This is a genomic window from Rhizobacter sp., assembly GCF_032229685.1.
Lineage (GTDB): Bacteria > Pseudomonadota > Gammaproteobacteria > Burkholderiales > Burkholderiaceae_C > LMDS01.
In genome coordinates this window covers 39,714-63,187 of sequence record NZ_JAVTWP010000011.1, presented here as the reverse complement: position 1 = coordinate 63,187, position 23,474 = coordinate 39,714, and the positions used below count along the sequence as shown (strand labels likewise).

Sequence of the window (23,474 nt, the reverse complement as noted above, 5' to 3'; positions counted from 1 at the left end):
CTTCAACATCCAGGGGCTTCGGCCCCTTTTTGTTGGCCCTCTCTCACCCACAAGGCTCGCATGACCCAGCATCTTTTCATCATCACCGGCGCGTCGCGGGGCATGGGCGCCGCCATCGCCGAACAACTGCTGCAGCCGGGCAATCGGCTGCTGTGCCTGTCGCGTCACGTGAATCAGGCGCTGGCGTCGCGAGCGCAGGCCGCCGGCGTCGTGTGCGAACAATGGGCTGCCGATCTGGCGCTGCCGATCGAAGCCGCCGCGCGTTTGCAGTCATGGCTCAGCGCGCTCGACGCGGGCAGCTTCGCCAGCGCCACGCTGATCAACAATGCCGCGGCGTTGACGCGCATCGGGCCAGTCGACACCTGCACCGACGCGGAGTTGTCGGCCTCCTTGCGTGTCGGCCTCGAAGCGCCGATGTTGTTGTGCGCTGCGTTCCTGCGCGCCACTCGCCACTGGGCTGCCAAGAAGCGCGTGCTCAACGTCTCGTCCGGCCTGGGCCGCCGCGCCATGGCGGCGCAGGCGCCCTACAGCGCCGCCAAGGCCGGGCTCGACCACTACAGCCGCGTGCTGGCGCTCGACGAAGCCTTGCAGGCGAACGGCGCGCGCGTTGTCTCGCTCGCACCCGGCGTGATCGACACTGACATGCAGGTTCATCTGCGCGCAGCCGATCCCGCCGCGTTCCCCGACAAGTCGAACTTCATCGGCCTGAAGGAGAACGGGCAGCTCACGTCACCCGGCGACGCCGCGGCGCGGATCATCGCCTTCCTGAACCGGGCCGACTTCGGCACGAACCCGGTGGCCGACGTGCGCGACGCCTGAACGGCGTTCAGCGCAGATTCAACCCGCTGCCGGCCCCTGAAACCCGCCGCTGCGAAACGTCAGCACCAGCGTGTCGCGGTGCGCGCCCTCGCCGATCGGCTGGATCGGCGTGCTCTCGTGCACCACGCGCGCGTCGTCGATGAGCAGCGTGGTCCAGGGTTCGCTCATCGTGAAGCGCAGGCCGGCCGGGCCGTCGGCTTCGAAGACACGGGTTTCGCCACCCTTCACCTGCACCCGGTCCACGAGCAGCACGGCCACGAAATCGACACCGTCGCGGTGCGCACCTTCGGGCGTGGGCCGGCCGATGCCGTCGGTGGTGTCGATGCGGAACTGATGCGCTTCGACGAACCACGGTTGCGCGCGGCTCCAGCCCGAGCACTGTGCGCTGAGCGCCCCCAGGAGGCGCGACCACACGGGCCGCCCGATCACATCGGCCTGCATCGGTTCAAACCAGCGCTCGAGCCCGCCGTGCAGCGCGTTGTATTCGAGCGGCTGCCAGTGCGCACGGTGCGGCACCTGCCGCACCGCATCACCCTCGACCACGAAGCAAGAATGGCGCCGGCGCCGGTAGCGGCCGCCGTCGCGCAGGTAGGCGTCGGGTGGCAAGTCATCCCATGAAGGGCGCAGCGCATCGAGTTCGGCCAGCCTCGCTGGCAACAGCTCGCACAAGCCGCTCGGGCTGAGCGCGGCGTGGCCACGCACGCGCATCGACTGCAGAAGATCGCGCGGCGCGGTGATGGGCGGGTTGAGAAGCAGTGTCGTCATGCCGCCATCATGCCGCGCTTCGCGGCAGGGTTGTGCACCTGTGATTTGCCGGCGAAGACCCGTATGCTGCGCTCCACCGTGTGCTGACCCCGGAGGAACACCATGGTCGTCTGCCCCATCGCCATCGCTGTCGGGTGCAAGAAGTGCCCTGCATTCTCGTTCTGCCCGGCCAAGACCACGCTCGGCGACTACAAGCCCGAGCCGCCAGCGGCCAGCAAGCCGCCCGCCAAGAAGCAGTGACTGCTCAACGCACGCTGATGCGCGTGCCCTGCAGGCTCACGACCTGGCCGCTGCGGATCTTGCAGGTCTTGCGCAGTTCTTCGCGGCCGTCGACCTGAACCAGGCCGTCGGCCACCATCAGCTTCGCCACGCCGCCACTTGGCGCGAGGCCCGTGGCCTTGAGCAGCGCGTCGAGCGTGATGTACTCGCCGCGCAATTCGAAGTCGACCTGTGTCATGCCTGCAGCCCGAACTCTTGCGCCAGCAGCGCGTAAGAAGTGCGCCTCGCCGCCGGGTCGTGCGCCCAGGTGTTGACCACCAGTTCGTCGAGCTGCAGTTCGCTCGCCAGCGCACGCAACTGTTCGCCCACCTGCGCCGCCGTGCCGACGAAGGCCTTGGCGCGCATCGCTTCGACCGTCGGCCATTCGTCGGCAGTGAAGCCGCGCGCCGCGATCACGTCGGGCGACTGCAGCGGCCCGAGCACGCCACGCGCCCGGTCGACACGCCAGCGTTCGCGGCCGAGCGCGTGGTGGCAGGCTTCTTCATGCGTGTCGGCCACCAACGCCCAGACGCAGACCGTCGGCTGTGCCACGGGGTGGCGCTCGCTCGGCTGGTAAAGGCGGCGGTAGATCGCCAGCGCTTCTTCGGCACCCTGCCCGTCGACGAAGAAGTAGGCGAAGGCATAAGGCAAACCGAAGTGCGCCGCGAGCTGCGCGCCGTAGTTCGAGCTGCCGAGGATCCAGACCTCGGGTGCGTGCGGCCCGCGCGGGTGCGCGGTGATGCCATGGTGCGAAGGCAACGTGGTCCAAGCCTGCAGGTCACGCACCTGCTCCGGAAAGTCGTCGGCTGCGGCGTGGGCGTTCGGGTTCAGTGCGCGCGCGGTGCGCATGTCGCCACCCGGTGCGCGGCCCACCCCGAGGTCGATGCGGCCCGGCGCCAGCGCTTCCAGCACGCGGAACTGCTCGGCCACCTTGAGCGCGCTGTAGTGCGGCAGCATCACGCCGGCGCTGCCGATGCGGATGCGCGTGGTGCGCGCGGCGATGGCCGCCATCAACATCTCGGGCGCACTGCCGATGATGGTCGGCAAACCGTGGTGTTCGCTGACCCAGAAGCGCGCATAACCAAGGCGCTCGCAGTGCTGCGCCAGGTCGAGCGTGTCGCGGATCGCCGCGTCTTCGGTGCTGCCGGCGAGCGAGACCGATTGGTCGAGAACGGAAAGTCGGAGTGAAGCCACGTCAGCCTTGAGGATGGGTCGGGTCGATCCAGCGCACGGATTCGGGTTTTTCGATCGGCTCGATGTCGAGGTTCACGGCCACGGCTTCGCCGTCGCTGCGCACCAGCACGCATTCGAGCTTTTCGGTCGGGCTGGCGTTGATTTCCTGGTGCGGCACGAACGGTGGCACGTAGATGAAGTCGCCCGGCCCGGCCTCGGCGGTGAATTCGAGCTTCTCGCCCCAGCGCATGCGGGCCCGGCCTTTCACGACGTAGATCACGCTCTCGAGCGGGCCGTGGTGGTGGGCGCCGGTCTTCGCACCGGCATGGATGTGCACGGTACCGGCCCAGAGTTTCTGCGCACCCATGCGCGCGAAATTGATCGCAGCTTTGCGGTCCATGCCAGGGGTTTGCGCGGTGTTGGCGTCGAGCTGGTCAGCGCCGACCACGCGCACGCCGAGCGTCTTCCAGTCGGTGGGTGGCGTGTGGGTCTGGGGGTCGGCGGGCATGTTCGCTCCTTGGGTGCAACACAGGTCTGCGCCGATTCTGGATCAAGCCCTGGTTGTCTGCAGACCACAGGCCACCGCACTGTCACGCCGTTTCGTGTACATTCCAGCCCACAGTTATACGCAAGACAGTTTGTTCGTGGTTCTTCTTCTACCTGCCTCGGTTCTCGCGGTGGGCATCGTTAGAAATCCCCTGATCGTTTCTTGAGTGTTGCTGCATGCGCCTGCATGTGCGGCGCATTATTTTGATGATTGATAGGATTTTTCCCATGACGACCCAAACCGGTACCGTGAAGTGGTTCAACGAGAGCAAGGGCTTCGGCTTCATCGCTCAAGACGCGGGCGGCGCTGACCTGTTCGCCCACTTCCGTGACATCCAGGGCAACGGCTTCAAGACCCTGCTGGAAAACCAGCGCGTCGAATTCGAAGTCAAGCAAGGCCAGAAGGGCCTGCAAGCCGCGAACATCCGCGTGCTGTAAACCCCAGGGCTTCGGCCTTGAACAAGAACCGCGGCTCGCCGCGGTTTTTTTATGCCCGCGACGAAAGCGGCACGCGTCGCCTGAGAGACGCGACGGGCATCGTGTGGCGCCTAAGATTCGCCCCTCGAACTCCGGAGACAGACCATGACCACGCTCACCTCGCTGACCAACCACCAGATCCGCCTCGCCGCACGCCCGAACGGCCTGCCCACGCGCGACGGCTGGAGCTTCACGACCGAACCCGTCGTCGAGCCGTCCGATGGCGGCGTGCTGGTCAAGGTCAACGCGCTCTCGCTCGACCCGGCGATGCGCGGCTGGATGAACGAAGGCAAGAGCTACATCCCGCCGGTCGGCATCGGCGAAGTGATGCGCGCCGGTGGCATCGGCACCGTGATCGCGTCGAAGAGCCCGGCCTTCGCGGTGGGCGACACGGTCAGCTGCACGCCCGGCGTGCAGGAGTACTGCCTGATCCCGGCCGAGCAGTTCAAGCGCCAGGGCCTGTTCAAGATCGACCTGCGCCTGGGCACGCCCACGCAGTGGCTCAACGTGCTGGGCATGCCCGGCATGACCGGCTACTTCGGGCTGATGGACGTGGGCCAGCCCAAGCCGGGTGAAACGGTGGTGGTCTCGGGCGCGGCCGGTGCGGTCGGCCAGACCGTGGGCCAGCTCGCGAAGATCAAGGGCTGCCGCGTGGTCGGCATCGCCGGTGGTGCTGCCAAGTGCGAGTGGGTGGTCAAGGAGCTGGGCTTCGACGCGTGCATCGACTACAAGGCCGGCGACGTGAAGGCAGGCTTGAAGGAGCATTGCCCGAAAGGCGTCGACATCTACTTCGACAACGTCGGCGGCGAGATCCTCGACGCGGTGCTCGCCCGCCTGGCGATGAAGGCCCGCATCATCATCTGCGGCGCGATCAGCCAGTACAACAACACGACGCCGGTGCAAGGCCCGAAGAACTACCTCTCGCTGCTGGTGCACCGCGCGCGCATGGAAGGCATCGTCGTGTTCGACAACGTGGCGCGCTTCCCGCAGGCCGTGGCCGAGCTGGCCGGCTACCTGAAAGACGGGCGCATGAAGAGCAAGGAAGACGTGGTGGCCGGCCTCGACACCTTCCCCGAAACGCTGCTCAAGCTCTTCAACGGCGAGAACTTCGGCAAGCTGGTGCTGGAAGTCTCGAAGGCGTGAACAGCCACTGCGAAGCCGCGGGCTAGACTTGCGGCGCCGAACCTCGGCGCTTCGATGAACGCCCCCTCCTTCCCCCCCGACACGCCGCCGCCAGCCCTGTTGGCAGCCTGGCTCGGGCAGAGTCACGATCTGCTCGTGATGACAACGGGCGACGGGTTGATCGTGTGGGCCAATGCCGCCTTCCTGCAGGCCGCCGATGCTGCCGCGCAGAGCACGAACCTGCTCGACCTGCTGCACCCCGGCCCTGGCGCCGAGGTGGCCCACGCCAGCGTATTGAAGGCACTGCAGACCGGCGAATGGCCGGTGGACCACGAGATCTGCCTGAGCGGCCGCGAGGGCGCCACGCTGTGGCTGCGGGCGCGCGCCACACGCGTCGACACTCACACGCTGTGGACCTTGCAAGACACCACCGCCAGCCGCGCGCTCGCCGCGGTGGCGCAGCGGCAGTCCGAACACCTCGAACTGGCCCAGGACTTCGGCCGGATCGGCGTCTGGGAACGCGACATCCCGTCGGGCGTGGGCCGCTGGGACCGCCATGTTTTCGGCTTCTGGGGCATGGAGCCGACCGAAGGCACACCCAACTACGCCGACGCGTGGTCGCGCGTGCATCCCGAAGACCAGTCGGCCTCGATCTTCGAGAAGTCGACCTTGCGGGCGGGGCGCTACTCGCAGCGCTTCCGCGTCATGCACGACGACGGCAGCACGCGGCAGATTCACTCGCAGTGGGAGGTGAAGAACTCTGCCGAAGGCCGGCCCGAGCGCGCGGTGGGCATCATGGTCGACGACACCGCCGTCTACCAGCTCGCGCAGTCGCTCGACAGCACGACCGCCCAGCTGAAGCTCGCCGCCGAACTGGCCGACATCGTCATCTGGCGTCATGACCTGCGAACCCAGCGCGTCCACTACAACGACCATGGGCTGAAGGTGCTCGGCATTCCGCGCCGCCCCGACGGCGTCACGCTCGACGAAGCGCGCATGCACGCCCACCCCGACGATGTCGCCATGCTGGCGGCGTCGTCGGTCGCGGCACTGACCAGCACCGCACCGGTCGACGTGGAAGCGCGCCACCGGCGAGCCGATGGCACCTGGCGGCGCATGCTGGTGCGCCGTGTGGTCGAACGCAACGCGGCAGGCGAAGCCGTCGCCTTTCTGGGCGTCACGCTCGACGTGACCGACCAGGTCGAGCGCTCGCAACGGGCCGAGGAATTGGCGCAGCGCCTCGAAGCGGCGGCCCGCGCTGCGCGCGTCGGCATCTGGACCACGAGCGTGGGCGAAATCCAGACCGAGTGGAACGCGCAGATGTACGAGCTGTTCGACATGGTCGGCGCCAGCGCCCCACCGACACTCGCCGAGTGGATCGGCCGCTGCGTGCATCCCGACGACCGCACCCGCGTGCACACCGCCACACGCGACTATCTGCGCGGCGCACAGGGTGCGATCGAAATCGAGTTCCGCACCCTTCGGCGCGACGCCAGCACCCGCTGGATGGTGCTGCGGGCCGACATCGACCGCAGCCTCCCCGACGTCCTGCGGGTCTTCGGCATCGCGATGGACGTGACCGATCGTCACGAAGCGCTCGCCGCGCTGCACCAGGCGAGCGAACGCTCGGCGCTGATCACACGCGGCGCCGGCATCGGCACCTGGGAAGCCGATCTCGACAACCAACACGCGCACTGGGACGAGCAGATGTTTCGCCTGCGTGGCCTCGAGCCGCGCGAGCAGGCGCTGAACCGCGAAGAGCGGCTCGCACTGCTGCACCCCGACGACGTGGCCGGCGTGATCGACTCCTACGCCAACACCGACACCACCGCCCTGCCCGGCGCCTACGAGTTCAGGGTGCGGCTGCCCGACGGCAGCTACCGCTGGATCGCGTCACGCTCCGCCGTGGTGTCGGGCGCCGACGGCCGGCCTTCGCGCCGTGTCGGCGTGAACTGGGACGTGACCGAGAGCAAGAACGCCGAAGCAGCGCGCCAGAAGACGCTGCTGGCCGAACGCGAAAGCCAGGCCAAGTCGCAGTTCCTGTCGCGCATGAGCCACGAGTTGCGCACGCCGCTGAACGCGGTGCTCGGTTTCACGCAGCTGCTGCAAAGCGATCCCGAAAACAACCGCTCGCACAGCCAGTCGGTCAAGCTCGGTCACATTCGCTCGGCCGGCGAACACCTGCTGGCGCTGATCAACGACGTGCTCGACCTTTCCAGCCTCGAAGCCGGCACGCTGCGGCTCGACCTGCAGGCCGTCGATCTCGGCGCGGCGGTGGCCCAGGCACTGCCGCTGGTGGCCGGGCTCGCGGCCCGTCACGAAGTGGCGTTGCACGGCAAGGGGGTGGCCGGCACCGTGCTGGCCGACCCGATCCGCTTGCGCCAGGTGCTGATCAACCTGCTCGCCAACGCCATCAAGTACAACCGCCCGCGCGGCCAGGTCGTGCTCGAGTCCGAGATCGGCGCTGCCTCGGTGTGCCTGCGGGTGCGCGACACCGGCCGCGGCCTCGACAGCGAGCAGCTCTCGCACCTGTTCGAGCCCTTCAACCGACTGGGGATGGACAAGCAGGGCATCGAGGGCTCGGGCATCGGCCTCACCGTCGTGAAAGCGCTGGTCGAGGGCATGGGCGGGCAGGTGCACGCGTCGAGCCTGGTGGGCCAGGGCACGGTGTTCGAGCTCAGGCTGCCGGCCTCGGCCGGTGCGCCCGCACCCGAGCCCTTGCCGGCCGATCCGGCCCCCGCCGCCCCCCGCCCGCAACGCATCGGCACCCTGCTCTACATCGAGGACAACAGCGTCAACGTGTTGCTCGTGGAAGAACTCGTCAAGACCCTGCCGGGGCTGCGCATCGAGTCCGAAAGCACCGGCACTGCCGGCGTCGCCCGCGCGCTCAGCCTGCGCCCCGACGTGATCCTGGTCGACCTGCAGTTGCCCGACTTCGACGGCTTCGAGGTGCTGCGCCAGCTGCGCGCACGGCCCGAGACCGCGGCCACGCCCTGCATTGCACTGTCGGCCAACGCCATGCCCGAAGACATCGCGCGTGGCCTGGCTGCAGGCTTCGACGATTACTGGACCAAGCCGATCCGGTTCAAGCCCTTTCTCGACGCGCTGGAGCGTTTGTTCCCGGGCGCCACGCCCGGGCCGCTCAAAGCCCCTGCGGCACCAGGCCCCGCTGCTTGAGCATCGGCAGGGCGATCGGCGCGCGGCCGCGGAAGGCCTGGTAGGCCGCGCCCGGTTCGAGCGAGTTGCCCGACGAATAGATGAACCGCCGCAGCCGCTCGGCCACCGCGGGGTCGAAAGCATTGCCGGCTTCGACGAAAGCGTCGTAGCCGTCGGCTTCCAGCACCTCGGCCCACAGGTAGACGTAGTACTGCGCCGCGTAGCCCGAACCGGCGAACAGGTGCTGGAAATGCACCAGGCGGTGGTTCATGCCCACCACCGCCGGCGCACCGATGCGGGCCAGTTCGGCGCGCTCGAACTCGACCACGTCGGGGGCTTGCTCCGGCGTGAGCGCGTGGGCCGCCAGGTCGACCAGCGCCGAGGCGGTGTAGCGCACCGTCTCGAAACCCTGGTTGAACAGGCGCGCGTCGAGCAGCCTGGCGATCAGCGCATCGGGAATGGGCTCACCGGTCTGGAAGTGACGCGCGTGGCGCTTCAGCACTTCGGGTTCGCTCAACCAGTGTTCGAAGAGCTGCGAGGGCAGCTCCACGAAGTCACGCAGGACCGAAGTGCACGACAGCCGCTCGTAGGTCACGCTCGAGAGCAGCCCGTGCAGGCCGTGGCCGAACTCGTGGAACAGCGTCGTCGCGTCGTCGAAGCTCAGCAGCGTGGGCTCGCCGGGCGCGCCCTTGGCGAAGTTGTTGTTGTTGACGACGACCGGCGTCACCGCCTCGCCGCCGTTGCGCGACTGGCGTCGGAAGGTGCTCATCCAGGCCCCACTGCGCTTGCTGGCGCGCGCGAAGTTGTCGTGCAGGAACACGCCCACCTGGTGACCCGCGGCGTCACGCACCTCGTAGACCTTCACGTCGGGGTGGTAGGCCTTCACACCGGCTTGTTCGACGAAACGCAGGCCGAACAGGCGCTCGGCGCAGTCGAACGCGGCTTCCACCATGCGGTCGAGCGGGAAGTAGGGCTTGACGGTCGCTTCGTCGATGTCGAAGCGCACCTGCCGCACCTTTTCGCTGTAGTAACGCCAGTCCCAGGGTTCGAGCGTGAGCTGTTCGCCTCGCGACAAGGCCATCGCTTCGAGCGCTTCGCGTTCTTCGGCAGCACGGGCCTTGGCCGGTTCCCACACCTGCGTGAGCAAGGCGGCCACCGCCGCCTGGCGGCCGGCCATGGTGTCGGCCAGGGCGTAGTCGGCGTAACTCGCGAAGCCCTGCAGCCGGGCCTGCTCGTTGCGCAGCGCGAGGATCTGGCGCGCCACCGGGCGGTTGTCGTATGCACCGTCGTGCTCGCCGCGCGCTGTCCAGGCACGCCAGGCTTGCTCGCGCAGGTCGCGGCGCTCCGAGAAGGTGAGGAAGGGCACGATGTGCGAGCGCGACAGCGTGATCACCAGCGCGTCGGTGATGCCGCGTTCGGCCGCGGCCTGGCGTGCGGCGGCGAGCACGAACTCGGGCAGGCCGGCGCAGTCGGCCGGCGTGCGCAGCACGAGCTGGTAGGCCGACTCGTCGGCCAGCACGTTCTGGCCGAAGCGGGTGGTCAGCTCGGCCAGGCTGGCCATGACCTCGGCATAGCGCTTCTGCTGCGCCGGCGCCAGACGCGCGCCGTCGCGTACGAAGTCGGCGTGAAAGCGTTCGAGCAGACGCCGCTGTTCCGCCGTGAGCCCGAGCGTCGCGCGCTCTTCGTGCAAGGCGTCGATGCGCTCGAACAGCGCAGCGTGCATCGAGATCGCGCTCGAATGCGCGGCGAGCACCGGCGCCATGCGCATCTGCACCGCCTGCAGCGCGGGCGAGGTCTCGCTCGAAGTGAGGTTGTAGAACAGGCTCTCGATGCGGTCGAGCAAGCGGCCGCTGCGGTCGAACGCGGCGATGGTGTTCTCGAAGTTCGGCGCCTGCGGGTTGCAGCCGATCGCGTCGACCTCGGCGCGGTGCTCTTCGATGGCGGCCGCGAAGGCCGGCTCGAACAGCTCGGGCTTCACCTCGGCAAAAGGCGGCAGCCCGTAGGACTTGTTCCAGGGCTGCAGCAGGGGGTTGCTTGTGGCAATCGGCATGGTGGTTCTCGGGGTCGGAGAGGCCGCCATGTTAGGGCTTGTGCCGGAGCGCGCCGGCAGAACCCTCACTTGCCCTTCTGGATCGCGATCTCGTCGATCTCGTTGTAGGTGCGGCCCTCGCACGCCTTGGCAAAGGCCTCTCGCTGCACGCCGGCGGCACCGGCACGCTCGTTGAACTGCGCGCCACGCGCCTGCAGTTCGTCGATCGCCTTGTCGCGTGCCAGCACCTGTTCGTTGTAGGCGGTGACGAGTTCCGGCTTGCTGCGGTCGAGCGCGGCGCCTTGCTCGCCCAACACCTCGCCGGATCGAACGATCGCTGCCTTGTCGGCGTTCAGGCCGTTCTGCAGCTTCACGAGCTCGGCCTCTTCGTTCTTCACTTGCGCCTGCTGGGTGAGGCACTGGCGCAGTTGATCGCGCGTGAGCACCGGGCCGCTCGCCTTGCCCTTGCCGAAGGTGACCTCTTTCGGCTTGTCGGCCGAATGAGCGGCGCCAGCAACGAGCAGCGTGCAGGCCAGCAGAAGGGGTTTGAGGGTCGCGTTGAACATGGTGGGCAACAGGGGGTTCGGGCAGCCGCGAATCATGCCACCGCGTCGCGCATGGTCACGAATTCTTCGGCCGCCGTGGGGTGAATGCCGATCGTCGCATCGAACACGGCCTTGGTCGCGCCGGCTTTCATCGCCACGGCAAAACCCTGGACGATCTCGCCCGCGTCGGCGCCGACCATGTGCAAGCCGACCACGCGGTCGCTGGCGTCGTCGACCACCAGTTTCATCAGCGTGCGTTCGCTGCTGCCCGACAGGGTGTGCTTCAGTGCCTTGAAGTCGCTGCGGTAGATGCGGACCTTGGCGTACCGCGCCCGCGCTTCGTGCTCGGGCAGGCCGACGGTGCCGATGCTCGGGTGCGTGAACACCGCGGTGGGGATCAGTTCGTAGTCGACCGAACGCCGCCCGCTGCCGAACAGCCGGTCGACCAGCGCCATCGCTTCGGCCAGCGCCACCGGCGTGAGCTGGACGCGGTCGGTCACGTCGCCGAGCGCGTGAATGCCCGGCACGTTGGTGGCGTAGTGTTCGTCGACGAGCACCGCGCCTTCGGGGCTCAAGGCCACGCCGAGTTCGGCCAGGCCCAGGCCGGCGGTGTTGGGCTTGCGGCCGGTGGCGTAGAGCACGCTGTCGGCTTCGATCACCGCACCGTCGCGCAAGTGGACTCGCAAGGCGACGGCGCCGCGCTCGATGCGCGCCACGTCGGCGCCGGTGCGCATGTCCACCCCTTTCTTGCGCATCTCGGCCGCCACGAACTGGCGCACGTCGGCATCGAACCCGCGCAGCACCTGCTCGCCGCGGTAGAGCTGCGTCACCTGCGCGCCCAGGCCGCAGAAGATCGACGCGAACTCGCACGCGATGTAACCCCCGCCCACCACCACCAGCCGGTTCGGGAACTCGGGCAGGTCGAAGATCTCGTTCGACGTGATCGCGAATTCGGCGCCGGGAATCGCGGGAACGACCGGCCGGCCGCCGGTGGCGACGAGAACGTTCTTGGCCGTGTGGACCTGGCCGTCGACGGCGACCGCGTTCGCGCCCACCACGTGCGCACGGGCCGCGATGAGTGTGGCCCCGGCGTCTTTCAGCAGCTTGCCGTAGATGCCGTTCAAGCGGCTGATCTCACGCGCCCGGTTGGCCTTGAGCACAGCCCAGTCGAAACTCGGCGCCGCGTCGCTCGACCAGCCGAAGCCGTGCGATTCTTCGAAGGCTTCGGCGTAGTGTGCGGCGTAGCTGTAGAGCTTTTTCGGAATGCAGCCCAGGTTCACGCAGGTGCCGCCGAGCGGTGCGTCTTCGGCCACCGCCACGCGGGCACCACGCTGCGCCGCCATGCGCGCGGCGCGCACACCGCCGCTGCCGGCGCCAATGACGAAAAGGTCGAAGTCGGTCGCGGCCATGTTCGCTCCTGTCAGCCCAACGACTTCTGCAGCGCTTCGGCGACGAGCGCGTTCACGCCACCTTCGTGCGTTGCCGCACGCTCGTTCAGGCGCTTGACCAGTTCTGCTGGCAGCTTGCAGGCAAAAGGCACCAGCCCGGCGGCCGCATCGATGCGGCGCTGCTCGCGCCTGTCGGCCACGCTGGCCGAGCCCTGCGCGAAGCGGCCCGGCACGCCGGCGCCCTTCATCTGGCCTTCGAGGCGGGCGGCGAGGTTTCTGACGAGATCGGTCTTTTTCATGCTCATGGAGCGGGCCTTCGGGCAACGTCGATCCGCCGATTGTCTCGCGGGTGGCAAGGCAGGGTGTGGCCTCTGGTCTAATCGCCGCTTTCCGCCGCACGCGAGCTGCTCCCATGGCACTGAAGGCCACCATCTACAAAGCCAACCTGCAGATCGCCGACATGGACCGCAGCGTCTACGTCGACCACGCGGTCACGATCGCGCGCCACCCGTCGGAGACCGACGAACGAATGATGATCCGCCTGCTCGCGCTGGCGCTTCAATTGCCTGCCGACGACCTGAACGGCACGCTCGAGCTCGCCAAGGACCTGTGGGACAACGACGAGCCGGCCCTGCTGCACAAGGACCTTACCGGCCAGATCCTGCACTGGGTCGAGGTCGGCCAGCCCGACGACAAACGCCTGCTCCGCGCCAGCGGCCGCGCCGAGCGCGTGAGCGTGTACAGCTTCAGCCACAGCACGCCGATCTGGTGGGCCGGCATCGCCGGCAAGGTGAGCCGCGCCGGCAACATCGAAGCCTGGCAGATCGAAGCGCCGCACAGCCAGGCGCTCGCCGGGCTGGCGCAGCGCGGCATGCAGTTGCAGGTGAGCGTGCAGGACGGCACGGCCTGGATCGGCGACGGCCAGCAGAGCATCGAGATCGCGCCCGTTCGCCTGAACCCGGTTTGAACCCTGCCTGAAGCGCGGCGCAGGTCGGTAACCGACAATCGGGGCCCGCCCACTCCAGCCAGCGCGATGAACCTTCAGATCGAACACCAGCCCGAACACGGCCGCTTCCAGACCGTGGTCGACGGCCATGCTTCCGTGGCCGAGTACCGCCTGCAAGACGGCGTGCTCGCCATCACCCACACCGAAGTGGCGCCCGAGCTCGGCGGCCGGGGCATCGCCGGCGCGCTGATGCAGGCGGTGCTGGCCCACGCGAGCGCCAACGGCCTGAAGGTGCGCCCGCTGTGCTCTTACGCACGCAGCTACATGCAGCGCCACCCGGAAACACAATCGCTGCTGGCATGAAAGCCGGCCAGGCAGGCGCGATGACCGACGACCCCTTTCTGTGGCTCGAAGACGTGCAGGGCGAGGCCGCGCTCGCCTGGGTGCGCGAACGCAACGCCGAGTCGCAGAAAGTGCTGATGGCGCGGCCCGAATACGAACCCACCCGCGCGCGCCTGCTGCAGGTGATGAACTCGAAAGAGCGCATCCCCTACGTCTCGCGCCGCGGCGCCTTTTTCTACAACTTGTGGCAGGACGGCGCCCACAAACGCGGCCTGTGGCGCCGCACCAGCCTGGCCGAGTATCAGAAGCCCGCACCCGCCTGGGAAACGGTGCTCGACCTCGACGCGCTGGCCGCCGCCGAAGGCGAGAACTGGGTCTGGGGCGGCGCCGTGGGGCTGGCGCCTTCGCACACGCGCTGCCTCGTGATGCTCTCGCGCGGTGGTGCCGACGCCGCCGTGGTGCGCGAGTTCGACACCGTGGCCAAGGCCTTCGTGAAAGACGGCTTCGTGCTGCCTGAAGCCAAGTCCGATGTCGACTGGATCGACGCCGACACGATCTTCGTCGGCACCGATTTCGGCCCGGGCTCGATGACCGACTCGGGTTACCCGCGGGTCATCAAGCGCTGGAAACGCGGCACGCCGCTGGCCGACGCACCGACGGTGTTCGAAGGCGAGAAGGCCGACGTGTCGGTGCGGGTCTCGGTCGACACCACGCCCGGCCACGAGCGCACGACCATCGTGCGCAGCCTCGACTTCTACAACGCGAAGCACCTGCTGCTGCAGGGTGATCGGCTGCTGGCGATGGACGTGCCCGACGACGCCTCGGTCGCGTTCTGGAACAGCGCCGGAGCCCCCGCCGACACGCTGCTGCTGGAGCTTCGCAGCGACCTCGCCACACCGTCACGCACGTACTCGCGCGGCTCGCTGCTCGCGATCGACGCCGCGGCCCACGCCCGCGGCGAGCGCGGCTTCGTGGTGTTGTTCGAGCCCACCGCCACCCGCTCGCTCGCGGGCTACGCACTCACACGCGAGCACGTGCTCGTGAACGTGCTCGACAACGTGGCGAGCAAGCTCGAAGAGTGGAAGCGCACGTCCGCGGGCTTCGTGCGCCGCGAGGTGGCCGCGCCCTTCCCCGGCACGCTCGGCGTGAGCGGCCTGCACGACCCGATGCTCGCCAACGATGAACTGGCCGAAGCGTATCTGCTGACCTACAGCGACTTTCTCACCCCCGACACGCTCTCGCTCTGCCACACCGGCACCGACACGCGCGCTGTGCTCAAGTCTTTGCCCGCCACCTTCGACGCCGCCGGCATGCACGCCGAACAAGCGTTCGCGACCAGCGCCGACGGCACGCGCGTGCCCTACTTCGTGGTCTGGCCACGCGGGCTGAACGCGCAGTCGCCGGCGAGCGGCAGCACGCCCACGCTGCTCTACGGCTACGGCGGCTTCGAGATCTCGATGCAGCCCTGGTACTCGGCCGCGTTCGGCAGCGCCTGGCTGGCGCGCGGCGGCGTGGTCGTGGTGGCCAACATCCGCGGCGGTGGCGAGTTCGGCCCGGCCTGGCACCAGGCGGCGGTCAAAGAAAACAAGCAGCGCAGCTACGACGACTTCATCGCCGTGGCACAAGACCTGATCGCGCGTGGCATCACCAGCCCGCAGCACCTCGGCATCGAGGGCGGCAGCAACGGCGGCCTGCTCGTCGGCGCCACCTTCACGCAGCGCCCCGACCTGTTCAACGCCGTGGTGTGCAGCGTGCCGCTGCTCGACATGCGGCGCTATCACACGCTGCTGGCCGGTGCATCGTGGATGGCCGAGTACGGCGACCCCGACCAACCCGAAGAGTGGCGCTACATCTCGAAGTACAGCCCGTACCAGAACCTGCGCCAGGACGTTCGCTACCCGCGCGTGCTGTTCACCACCTCGACCCGCGACGACCGCGTGCACCCCGGCCACGCGCGCAAGATGGCGGCGCGCATGCTCGCGCTCGGCCACGAGGTGCTGTACTTCGAGAACATCGAAGGCGGCCACGGCGGTGCGGCCGACAACGAACAGCGCGCGCACGTGCAGGCGCTGGAGATCAGCTACCTTTGGCGCCAGCTCGGCCACTAAACCCCACCCGAGAAGAGACCATGCGACTCAAACGATTCACCCGCCGATCGACACTGGGCCTCGTCGCCGCGTTGGTGGCCGCGGCGCTCGGCGCACCGGCGCTGGCGGCCTTTCCGGACCGCCCCATCAAGATCATCGTCGGCTTCCCGGCCGGCGGCCCGCTCGACACGCACGGCCGGCTGCTCGCCGACAAGCTGCAGGCCGCACTCGGCCAGCCGATCATCATCGACTACAAGGCTGGCGCCGGCGGCACGGTCGGGGCCGACTTCGTCGCCAAGTCGCCGGCCGACGGCTACACGCTGATGCTGGCCAACACCGGTGTGATGGTGATCAACCCGGCCATCTACCCGAAGCTCACCTACGCGACGCTGAAAGACTTCGTGCCCATCGCCCGCACCGCGCAGCAGCCGCTGGCGCTGATCGTTCACCCCGGCGTGCCGGCCAACAGCGTGCAGGAACTGGTGGCCATGGCGAAGAAGGCGCCGGGCAAGCTGAACTACGGCTCGGCCGGCAACGGAGGCAGCTCGCACCTCGTGCCCGAGATGTTCAAGCAGGCGACCGGCACCTTCATCGTGCACATCCCTTACCGCGGCAGCGCGCCGGCATTGACCGACCTGCTCGCAGGCCAGGTGCAGATGATGGCCGAGTCGATCCCGCTCGCTTCGCAGTACGTGAAGCAAGGCAAGCTGCGCGCACTGGCCATCACCGGCCGCGAACGCAACGCGGCGCTGCCGGGCGTGCCCACCTTCACCGAGCTCGGCATCAAGGGCATGGAAGTGGTCGGCTTCTACGGTGTGATGGCACCGGCCGGCACACCGAAAGACGTGGTGGCCCGGCTCAGCGACGCCTTCAAGCAGGTGCTCGACAACCCCGACGTGCGCAAGAGCATGGTCGCGCAAGGCGCCGACCCGGCCTACCTGAGCAGCGATCAGTTCGGCGCCTACCTCGCCGCCGAAATGCCGGTGTGGGCCAAGGCGGTGAAAGACTCGGGAGCCAAGCTTGACTGATCTCGCGAACCCGCAAGCGCGAGCCGTGCTCGACTTCTGGTTCGGCGCCGAAGGCTCGGCGGAGCACGGCACGGTGCGCGACCTGTGGTTCCGCAAGAGCGATGAGACCGACCGCCAGATCGGCGAAAGCTTCGGCCCGCTGATCGAGCAGGCGCTGCGTGGCGAGCTCGAAGCCTGGGCCGCCGAATCAAATGGCGCGCTCGCGCAGATCGTGCTGCTCGACCAGTTCACGCGCAACAGCTTTCGCGACACGCCACGCGCTTTCGCCGGCGACAAACGGGCCCTGGCCTCCGCGATGGCGATGGTCGGTTCACGCCAGGACGAAAAACTGCTGCCGGTGCAGCGGGTGTTCGTCTATCTGCCGTTCGAGCACGCCGAAGGCATCGTGATGCAGGAAGAAGCGCTGCGCCTGTTCACACGCCTGGCCGCCGATGCACCGGAACTGCAGACCATGCTCGACTACGCGCAGCGGCACCACGACGTGGTGCAACGCTTCGGGCGCTTCCCGCACCGCAACGTGATCCTCGGGCGCCAGTCGACGGCCGAAGAACTCGAGTTCCTGCAGCAGCCGGGTTCACGTTTCTGAGAGGAACGACGATGCGTGCCTTGCACCGACGCATGCTGCTGACAGCCACGCTGTTGTTAGCGGCACAGTTCGGTGCCAGCGCTCAGACCACCGGCATCCAGCGGCTGGCCTGGCTGCAGGGCTGTTGGAAGATCGACACGCCGGAGCGGGTCGTCGAAGAACAATGGAGCGCGCCGCGCGCCGGCCACATGCTCGGCGCGAGCCGCACGGTGCGCGGCGACAAGCTGGTCTCGCACGAGTTCGTGCTGCTGCGCGAACGCGGCGAGCAGCTCGCCTACGAAGTGCAGCCTTCGGGGCAGGCGCCGACCGTCTTCCTGTCGGTGAAGCTGGGCGAAACCAGCATCGTGTTCGAGAACCTGCAGCACGACTTTCCGCAGCGTGTGGCCTACGAACGCCAGGGCAACGAGTTGCGCGCGTGGATCGAAGGGCCACGGCCCGGGCAGCCGGGGCAGATGCGACGCATCGAGTACCCGTATCGGCGGGTGGCTTGCGCGGCAGACTGAAGATCAGTCGATCAAGCGCCCCGCCTTCAGCCGCAACACCCGGTCGCAACGCGCCGCCAGCGTCTCGTCGTGTGTGACCAGCACGAAAGCCATGCCCTGGCCGCGGGCCAGGTCGAGCATCAGCTGGAACACGCCGTCGGCGGTTTCGCGGTCGAGGTTGCCGGTGGGCTCGTCGGCCAGCACACAGGCCGGGCCGCCGGCGAGTGCACGCGCGATCGCCACACGCTGGCGCTCGCCGCCCGAAAGCTGCGCCGGGCGGTGCCGAGCGCGCTCGGCCAGACCCACTTGCGCGAGCACTTCTTGCGCACGCGCGCGCGCTTCGGGTTTCGCCATGCGGCGAATGCGCAGGGGCATCGCCACGTTGTCGAGTGCGGTGAACTCGGGCAGCAGGTGGTGAAACTGGTAGATGAAGCCGAGGTGCTGGTTGCGCCACTCGCCCTGCCCGGCCGCGCCCATCTCGGCGAAGTCTCGGCCCATCAACTGGACCCGCCCCTGGCTCGGCGCTTCGAGGCCGCCCATCAGGTGCAGCAGCGTGCTCTTGCCCGAACCCGAGGCGCCGACGATGGCGATGGTTTCGCCCTGGCGCACCGTGAGGTCGACACCGTGCAACACCGTCACGTCGAGGGCGTCGGCACCGCTGCCTTCCTGAAAGCGTTTGTGCAGGCCTTCGGCCCGGATGACCACAGGCTCACTCATAACGCAGCGCCTCGGCCGGCTGCACGCGGCTGGCACGCCAGCTCGGGTAGAGCGTGGCCACGAACGAGAGCACGAGCGAGATCACGACGATGGGCACGATGTCGCCACTCTGCGGCTCGCTCGGCATGCGGCTGATGAGGTAGACGCTGCTCGGCAGAAAGCTCACGCTCAGCAGCCGCTCGATCGCCGGCACGATGGTGCCGACGTTGAAGGCGATCAGCAAACCGAAGGCCACGCCCGAGAGTGTGCCGATCACGCCCGAGAGCGCGCCCTGCACCATGAAGATGCCCATCACCGAACGCGGGCTCGCGCCGAGCGTGCGCAGGATCGCGATGTCGGCGCGTTTGTCGGTCACCGTCATCACCAGGGTCGAGACCAGGTTGAAGGCCGCCACCGCGACGATCAGCGTGAGGATGATGAACATCAGCCGCTTCTCCAGCTGCACCGCCGCGAACCAGTTGCGGTTGGTGCTGGTCCAGTCGCGCACCTGCACCTGCAGGCCGAAACCTTGCGCCAGTTGCGCCGAGACCTCGCGCGCCTGGTTCAGGTCTTTCAGCTTCAACTGCACGCCGGTCGGGCCTTCGACGCGAAACAGCTTGGCGGCGTCTTCGATGTGCAGCAGCGCCAGCGTGCTGTCGTATTCGTAGTGGCCGGCGTCGAACACGCCGACAACCGTGAGCTGCTTCAGGCGTGGCACCACACCGGCCGGCGTGACCTGCCCGCCGGGCGCCATCACCGTCACCTTGTCACCCTGGCGCACGCCAAGCGTGCGCGCGAGTTCGATGCCGAGCACCACGCCCCATTCGCCGGGCACCAGGCGCGCGAGCACGGTGTCTTTGAGCTGCGCGGCGATGTCGGTCACGGTGGCTTCGTCGGGTGGCGAGATGCCACGCACGATCGCGCCGCGCAGTTCGTCGCCACGCGCGATCAGGGCTTGCGAGGCAACGAAGGGCGCGGCGCCGATCACCTGCGGGTTCCGGCGCGCCTGTTCGGCCGTGGCCTGCCAGTCGGGCAAGGCCGCGCCGTCGCTCGACAAGACCTCGACGTGCGAGATCACCGAGAGCATGCGGTCCTGCACTTCCTTGCGGAAGCCGTTCATCACCGACAGCACGATGATCAGCGCCGCCACCCCGAGGCCGATGCCGAGCATCGACACGCCGGAGATGAAAGAGATGAAGCCGTTGCGGCGCCCGGTGCGGCCGGCGCGTGTGTAGCGCCAGCCGATCTGTAGTTCATAGGGCCAGTTCATTGGGGGGCGATGCTACCCGAGCGGGTAACGCCTCTGCGGGCTCGGGGCCAAGGAGTGGCGACAATGGCCCGGCACAAGGAGGACTCCGCATGTTGTTCGACCCGGCACGCCACGAACCCTGCACAACGGCCACGTGGAGCGAAGACCGCGCCCGCGCCTGCATCGAGCGCATCGTGCGCGACACCGAGGCGCGGTTTTCGCCCGAGCGCCATTGGCCGGTCCACCCGCGCGACGCCGAGCCGGGCGACGACCTGTCGGGGGCCGGCTTCACGCCGCTCTACTTCGGCGCCTGTGGCGTCATGTGGGCGCTGCACCATCTGCAGGGCCTGGGTGCCGCGTCGCTCGATCGCTCGTACCTCCCGTTCGTCGAGCCGCTGCTGCTGCTGAACGGCGCCTGGCTGGGCGATGAATACGCGGTTCATCGCGCCTCCTACATGATGGGCGACACGCCGATCCTGATGCTGCAGCACGCGCTGGCGCCCGAAGCGCGCACCGCAGATCGGCTCGCAGCCCTGATCGAAGGCAACCTCGACAACCCCACGCGCGAGTTGATGTGGGGCTCGCCCGGAACGCTGTTGGCAGCGCTGTTCCTGCACCAGCACAGCGGCGAGGCGCGCTGGGCCGATCTGTTTCGGCGCACGGCCGCCAAGCTCTGGTCGCAGCTCTTGTGGTCTGAAGAACACCAGTGCCACTACTGGACGCAAGACATGTACGGCAAGCAGAGCGCCTACCTCGACGCGGTGCACGGTTTCGTGGCCACCGCGTCACCGCTGATCCGCGGGCGGCATTTGCTGGGCGACGAAGAGTGGGCGGCGTGGCAGGCGCGCATCGAGAACACGGTGCGCCGCACCGCCGTGGCCGAAGCGGGGCTGGTGAACTGGCCGGCCTGGCTCGACACCCTGGGCAACGGCAAGAAGGCGCTGCTGATGCAGTTCTGTCACGGCTCGCCCGGTTTCGTGATCTGCCTGGCCGGCCTGCCCGGCACCGCGCTCGACGACCTGCTGCTCGCCGCCGGCGAAGCCACCTGGCAAGCCGGCCCGCTGACCAAAGGCTCGAACCTGTGCCACGGCACGGGAGGCAACGGCTACGCCTTCCTCAAACTGTTCGTGCGCACCGGCGACCCGCTCTGGCTCGAGCGCGCCCGTGCTTTCGCGATGCACGGCATCGCGCAGACCGAGGCCGAAGCGGCGCTGCAAGGCCGCTTGCGTTATTCGTTGTGGACCGGCGACCCGGGCTTCGCGATCTACCTGTGGCACTGCATTCACGGCACGGCGGACTTCCCGACGCTGGATGTGTTCTTCAGCGCAACCTCCAAGGATCACACGTAGGTGTTGACCTGCGTTCCCAGCGACCCCGACGAGGCCAGCGCCGGCTGCGGCAAGGCCTGGATCAACTGCGCGGCGGAGCTCGCCTGCATGTTCAGCGCTTTTTTCAACACCAGCAAAGATGCGGCGCCCGCCACGCTGCCGGGGTCGGCGGCAGACGCGTTCGAAACGGTGGCACTCGAGACGGCTTCCATGGGCAGACCTTCGGTTCGAAGTGATCGATGGTCGGTTATCGGCAGATGAGCACCGGGCTTGAGCCGGCACTTGCGGCGGGCTGAAGTCGGCGGCCCTGGCTAGCGGCTTTTCAGCGGGCTGTCTTTTCGCGTCATCCAGCGTTTCAGGTCGGGGATCGGCACACGCGCGTTCAGGATCTCGCCGAACACGGCTGCGGCCTCGTCGGGCTCGAGATCGCTGGCACTCTCGAAGGCCACCTGGGCCACGTCGGCCGCTTCGTGGTCGGGCAGCGAAGGGCGCAGCTCGCGCAGGCGCAGGGCGAATCGGCCGACCCACTCGTCGCGCCCGCTGTTCGGCATGTCCATGGCGGGCCATGCTACCCGTTCCAGGGTGCCGGGCGTCGACGCCGATGCGCCCGGCCCGTTTGGTACACACTTGCGCAAGCACAGGCCTTCAGCGGAGCACCGGATGGGCGCGACAGACGCATCAGACCCGACACACACACTTCGAGCGGCCGCCGTCGGCCCCGCCGAGCCATGACGGCCGCGTTGGTCGCCGCCCTGGGTTTCACAGGCGCCCTGCTGGTCACCACCGCCTACTTCCTGATGGGTGGCACCCCGCTGCTGACACTGGCACACGACACGCCGAAAGACGCGCGTTTCGTCGGCAGCTTCTTCAACGTGTACTACCGCGCCGCGATATTCATCGCCGGCGCGACCGCGGTGAGCTACGCGCTGGCCGGCCGGCTGGCCTTCGCGGCCGGTGCAGCGGCGCTGGCGCTGCTGGCCGCGCTGCTGCGCCGCCAGGTCATCTCGAACATGGCCGCGCTGGGCGCGCGCATCGAAAGCGGCGACACGGCTGCCATCTCGTCTTTCCGCCGCCTGCACGGTGCGGCCATCCTGATCAACCTCGCGCAGCTCGTGCTCATCGTCTGGAGCCTGATCTCGGTCTCGATGGAATTCCGCCAGACGCCGGCCGTGCGGGCAGCGTGGTCGCTCGAACAAGCACAGCCCGAGCCGCGCACCCCCCTTCTTCACCGCACCGACGCATGACGCCCACCTCGCCACGCATCCCCGGCCGCCGCCTGCTGCACTCGCCCGGCCCCACGCCCTTGCCCGACGCGGTATTGCACGCGATGAGCGCGCAGCCGATGGACCTGGCCGACCCGCGCGTCGACGCCAACATCGCCGCGGTGGAAGCGGGCCTGAAGCGCCTGCTGCTGACCGAGGTTTCCGATGTGTACGTCTACGCCGCCAACGGCCACGGCGTGTGGGAAGCCGTGCTCGCCAATCTCACGGCCCCCGGCGAAGCTGTGCTCGTGCCCGGCACCGGCCACTTCAGCGAGTCGTGGGCGGTGCAGGCCGAGGCGCTCGGCCGGGTGGTGGTGCGCACACCCTGGCACGAAGGCCTGGCGATTGACGCTGCGGCCGTCGAGCAGGCGCTGCGCGACGACAAGGCTCACACGATCCAAGCCGTGTTCGCGGTGCACACCGACACCGCCAGCGGCGTCACCAGCGACATCGCCGCGCTGCGCCGCGCACTCGACGCGGCGCGCCACCCTGCCCTGCTGGTGGCCGACGTGGTGGCGTCGCTCGGTGCGGCGCCGTTCGCGATGGACGCGCTCGGGGTCGACGTGGCCGTGGGCGCTTCGCAGAAAGGCCTGATGTGCCCGCCCGGCGTGGGCTTCGTGGCCGTGAACCCTGCCGCGTTCGCGGTCGCCGAGCGCAACCCTTCACCACGTTTTTATTGGGACTGGGTGCGGCGCCAGAGCGAGCTGTCGTACCGCAAGTTCTGCGGCACGCCGCCACAGAACTTGTTGCTGGGGATGGAGGCCGCCTTGGGCCTGATCTTCAGCGAAGGCGTGGAGGCGGTGTGGCAGCGCCACGCACAACTGGCGAGCGCGGTGCACGCTGCCGTAGAGGGCTGGCGCGAAGGCGGCGCGCTCGGCTTCTTCGCGCAGGAGCCGGCAAACCGCTCGGTGTCGGTGACGACGGTCACCGTCGCCGAGGGCATCGACGTCGACGCCCTGCGCGCGGTCGCCCGCGAACGTTTTCAGGTCGCGATCGCCGGCGGACTGGGGCCGCTCACCGGCCGGGCCTTCCGCATCGGTCACCTGGGGGACTGCAACCCCGCGCTGATCCTCGGCGCGATCGCGGGCGTCGAAGCAGCGCTGGTCGCGCAAGGCGTTCCGGTCGGCGGCGGGGGCACACAACACGCGGTGAGGCACCTCGCGGGGCATTGAGCGGCACTCGATAATCGG

Annotated in this window: 26 protein-coding genes; 14 read left to right on the top strand and 12 right to left on the bottom strand. The window is 68.5% G+C overall.

The window, feature by feature from the left end; all coding sequences use genetic code 11:
- The first annotated feature begins 60 nt into the window (after positions 1-60).
- Complete coding sequence (locus AC30PD_RS05550; RefSeq protein ID WP_489534654.1) at positions 61-819, top strand: SDR family NAD(P)-dependent oxidoreductase; 759 nt, start codon at positions 61-63, stop codon at positions 817-819.
- A gap of 18 nt (positions 820-837) precedes the next feature.
- On the opposite strand, the gene AC30PD_RS05545 is transcribed toward AC30PD_RS05550, so the two are convergent.
- A complete protein-coding gene (locus AC30PD_RS05545) occupies positions 838-1,584 on the bottom strand; it encodes a 2OG-Fe dioxygenase family protein (RefSeq protein WP_489534653.1) in 747 nt (248 codons plus the stop codon).
- A gap of 102 nt (positions 1,585-1,686) precedes the next feature.
- On the opposite strand from AC30PD_RS05545, the gene AC30PD_RS05540 reads away from it, so the two are divergent.
- Positions 1,687-1,824, top strand: a complete 138-nt coding sequence (locus AC30PD_RS05540) for a hypothetical protein (RefSeq protein WP_489534652.1) — start codon at positions 1,687-1,689, stop codon at positions 1,822-1,824.
- A 4-nt stretch (positions 1,825-1,828) separates the two neighbouring features.
- Here AC30PD_RS05540 and AC30PD_RS05535 read toward each other — a convergent pair whose 3' ends face one another.
- The 3 genes from AC30PD_RS05535 to AC30PD_RS05525 are packed head-to-tail and all read right to left on the bottom strand — an operon-like array spanning position 1,829 to position 3,523.
- Complete coding sequence (locus AC30PD_RS05535) at positions 1,829-2,041, bottom strand: RNA-binding S4 domain-containing protein (RefSeq protein ID WP_489534651.1); 213 nt, start codon at positions 2,039-2,041, stop codon at positions 1,829-1,831.
- Positions 2,038-3,036 carry an LLM class flavin-dependent oxidoreductase gene (locus AC30PD_RS05530; protein ID WP_489534650.1) on the bottom strand — a complete coding sequence of 333 codons (999 nt, stop codon included), beginning with the start codon at positions 3,034-3,036 and terminating at the stop codon, positions 2,038-2,040. The genes AC30PD_RS05535 and AC30PD_RS05530 overlap by 4 nt, the downstream gene beginning before the upstream one ends.
- A gap of 1 nt (position 3,037) precedes the next feature.
- Positions 3,038-3,523 carry a cupin domain-containing protein gene (locus tag AC30PD_RS05525; protein WP_489534649.1) on the bottom strand — a complete coding sequence of 162 codons (486 nt, stop codon included), beginning with the start codon at positions 3,521-3,523 and terminating at the stop codon, positions 3,038-3,040.
- A gap of 266 nt (positions 3,524-3,789) precedes the next feature.
- Here AC30PD_RS05525 and AC30PD_RS05520 point away from each other — a divergent pair, with 266 nt between their 5' ends.
- From AC30PD_RS05520 to AC30PD_RS05510, 3 genes are all read left to right on the top strand, one after another.
- Complete coding sequence (locus AC30PD_RS05520) at positions 3,790-3,999, top strand: cold-shock protein (RefSeq protein WP_056467777.1); 210 nt, start codon at positions 3,790-3,792, stop codon at positions 3,997-3,999.
- Between the two features lie 144 nt (positions 4,000-4,143).
- Positions 4,144-5,181, top strand: coding sequence for an NADP-dependent oxidoreductase (locus AC30PD_RS05515; RefSeq protein WP_489534648.1), 1,038 nt, complete (start codon positions 4,144-4,146; stop codon positions 5,179-5,181).
- A 54-nt stretch (positions 5,182-5,235) separates the two neighbouring features.
- Positions 5,236-8,337, top strand: coding sequence for a PAS domain-containing protein (locus tag AC30PD_RS05510; RefSeq protein ID WP_489534647.1), 3,102 nt, complete (start codon positions 5,236-5,238; stop codon positions 8,335-8,337).
- Here the strand turns inward: AC30PD_RS05510 and AC30PD_RS05505 are convergent.
- The 4 genes from AC30PD_RS05505 to AC30PD_RS05490 all read right to left on the bottom strand — a co-directional run bounded on the left by AC30PD_RS05505 (position 8,303) and on the right by AC30PD_RS05490 (position 12,583).
- Positions 8,303-10,366, bottom strand: a complete 2,064-nt coding sequence (locus tag AC30PD_RS05505) for a M3 family metallopeptidase (RefSeq protein WP_489534646.1) — start codon at positions 10,364-10,366, stop codon at positions 8,303-8,305. The two genes, AC30PD_RS05510 and AC30PD_RS05505, sit on opposite strands and share 35 nt — an antisense overlap.
- A 65-nt stretch (positions 10,367-10,431) precedes the next feature.
- Positions 10,432-10,911, bottom strand: coding sequence for a hypothetical protein (locus AC30PD_RS05500; RefSeq protein ID WP_489534645.1), 480 nt, complete (start codon positions 10,909-10,911; stop codon positions 10,432-10,434).
- Between the two features lie 32 nt (positions 10,912-10,943).
- Complete coding sequence (gene gorA / locus AC30PD_RS05495) at positions 10,944-12,299, bottom strand: glutathione-disulfide reductase (protein WP_489534644.1); 1,356 nt, start codon at positions 12,297-12,299, stop codon at positions 10,944-10,946.
- An 11-nt stretch (positions 12,300-12,310) separates the two neighbouring features.
- Positions 12,311-12,583 carry a hypothetical protein gene (locus tag AC30PD_RS05490; RefSeq protein ID WP_489534643.1) on the bottom strand — a complete coding sequence of 91 codons (273 nt, stop codon included), beginning with the start codon at positions 12,581-12,583 and terminating at the stop codon, positions 12,311-12,313.
- Between the two features lie 107 nt (positions 12,584-12,690).
- Here AC30PD_RS05490 and AC30PD_RS05485 point away from each other — a divergent pair, with 107 nt between their 5' ends.
- The 6 genes from AC30PD_RS05485 (at position 12,691) to AC30PD_RS05460 (ending at position 17,770) form a co-directional block, all read left to right on the top strand.
- Positions 12,691-13,245 carry a YaeQ family protein gene (locus AC30PD_RS05485; RefSeq protein WP_489534642.1) on the top strand — a complete coding sequence of 185 codons (555 nt, stop codon included), beginning with the start codon at positions 12,691-12,693 and terminating at the stop codon, positions 13,243-13,245.
- Positions 13,246-13,311: 66 nt separating this feature from the next.
- Complete coding sequence (locus AC30PD_RS05480; RefSeq protein ID WP_489534641.1) at positions 13,312-13,587, top strand: GNAT family N-acetyltransferase; 276 nt, start codon at positions 13,312-13,314, stop codon at positions 13,585-13,587.
- Positions 13,584-15,674 carry a prolyl oligopeptidase family serine peptidase gene (locus tag AC30PD_RS05475; RefSeq protein ID WP_489534640.1) on the top strand — a complete coding sequence of 697 codons (2,091 nt, stop codon included), beginning with the start codon at positions 13,584-13,586 and terminating at the stop codon, positions 15,672-15,674. Before AC30PD_RS05480 ends, AC30PD_RS05475 begins: the two co-directional genes overlap by 4 nt.
- Positions 15,675-15,694: 20 nt before the next feature.
- On the top strand, positions 15,695-16,681 hold the full coding sequence (locus AC30PD_RS05470) for a Bug family tripartite tricarboxylate transporter substrate binding protein (protein ID WP_489534639.1): 987 nt from the start codon (positions 15,695-15,697) through the stop codon (positions 16,679-16,681).
- Positions 16,674-17,267: a DUF924 family protein gene (locus AC30PD_RS05465; protein WP_489534638.1), complete on the top strand. Its 594-nt coding sequence runs from the start codon at positions 16,674-16,676 to the stop codon at positions 17,265-17,267. The genes AC30PD_RS05470 and AC30PD_RS05465 overlap by 8 nt, the downstream gene beginning before the upstream one ends.
- Before the next feature lie 11 nt (positions 17,268-17,278).
- The gene (locus AC30PD_RS05460) at positions 17,279-17,770 is read left to right on the top strand and encodes a DUF6265 family protein (RefSeq protein ID WP_489534637.1); all 492 of its coding nucleotides are present in this window, start codon (positions 17,279-17,281) and stop codon (positions 17,768-17,770) included.
- A 3-nt stretch (positions 17,771-17,773) separates the two neighbouring features.
- On the opposite strand, the gene AC30PD_RS05455 is transcribed toward AC30PD_RS05460, so the two are convergent.
- Both AC30PD_RS05455 and AC30PD_RS05450 read right to left on the bottom strand, forming a co-directional pair.
- A complete protein-coding gene (locus AC30PD_RS05455) occupies positions 17,774-18,466 on the bottom strand; it encodes an ABC transporter ATP-binding protein (protein ID WP_489534636.1) in 693 nt (230 codons plus the stop codon).
- Positions 18,459-19,715 carry a lipoprotein-releasing ABC transporter permease subunit gene (locus AC30PD_RS05450; protein ID WP_489534635.1) on the bottom strand — a complete coding sequence of 419 codons (1,257 nt, stop codon included), beginning with the start codon at positions 19,713-19,715 and terminating at the stop codon, positions 18,459-18,461. The genes AC30PD_RS05455 and AC30PD_RS05450 overlap by 8 nt, the downstream gene beginning before the upstream one ends.
- A gap of 89 nt (positions 19,716-19,804) precedes the next feature.
- Here AC30PD_RS05450 and AC30PD_RS05445 point away from each other — a divergent pair, with 89 nt between their 5' ends.
- The gene (locus tag AC30PD_RS05445) at positions 19,805-21,043 is read left to right on the top strand and encodes a lanthionine synthetase C family protein (RefSeq protein ID WP_489534634.1); all 1,239 of its coding nucleotides are present in this window, start codon (positions 19,805-19,807) and stop codon (positions 21,041-21,043) included.
- On the opposite strand, the gene AC30PD_RS05440 is transcribed toward AC30PD_RS05445, so the two are convergent.
- Together AC30PD_RS05440 and AC30PD_RS05435 are read right to left on the bottom strand one after the other, a co-directional pair.
- Positions 21,034-21,234: a putative motility protein gene (locus tag AC30PD_RS05440; RefSeq protein ID WP_489534633.1), complete on the bottom strand. Its 201-nt coding sequence runs from the start codon at positions 21,232-21,234 to the stop codon at positions 21,034-21,036. The two genes, AC30PD_RS05445 and AC30PD_RS05440, sit on opposite strands and share 10 nt — an antisense overlap.
- 99 nt (positions 21,235-21,333) lie before the next feature.
- Positions 21,334-21,579 (bottom strand): hypothetical protein, encoded by a 246-nt coding sequence (locus tag AC30PD_RS05435; protein ID WP_489534632.1) that lies wholly within the window; start codon positions 21,577-21,579, stop codon positions 21,334-21,336.
- 171 nt (positions 21,580-21,750) lie between these two features.
- Between AC30PD_RS05435 and AC30PD_RS05430 the strand changes: the two genes are divergently transcribed.
- Positions 21,751-22,266, top strand: coding sequence for a hypothetical protein (locus tag AC30PD_RS05430; protein ID WP_489534631.1), 516 nt, complete (start codon positions 21,751-21,753; stop codon positions 22,264-22,266).
- Entirely contained in the window at positions 22,263-23,456 is a 1,194-nt protein-coding gene (locus AC30PD_RS05425) for a pyridoxal-phosphate-dependent aminotransferase family protein (RefSeq protein ID WP_489534630.1), read from the top strand. The genes AC30PD_RS05430 and AC30PD_RS05425 overlap by 4 nt, the downstream gene beginning before the upstream one ends.
- Positions 23,457-23,474: the final 18 nt, after the last annotated feature.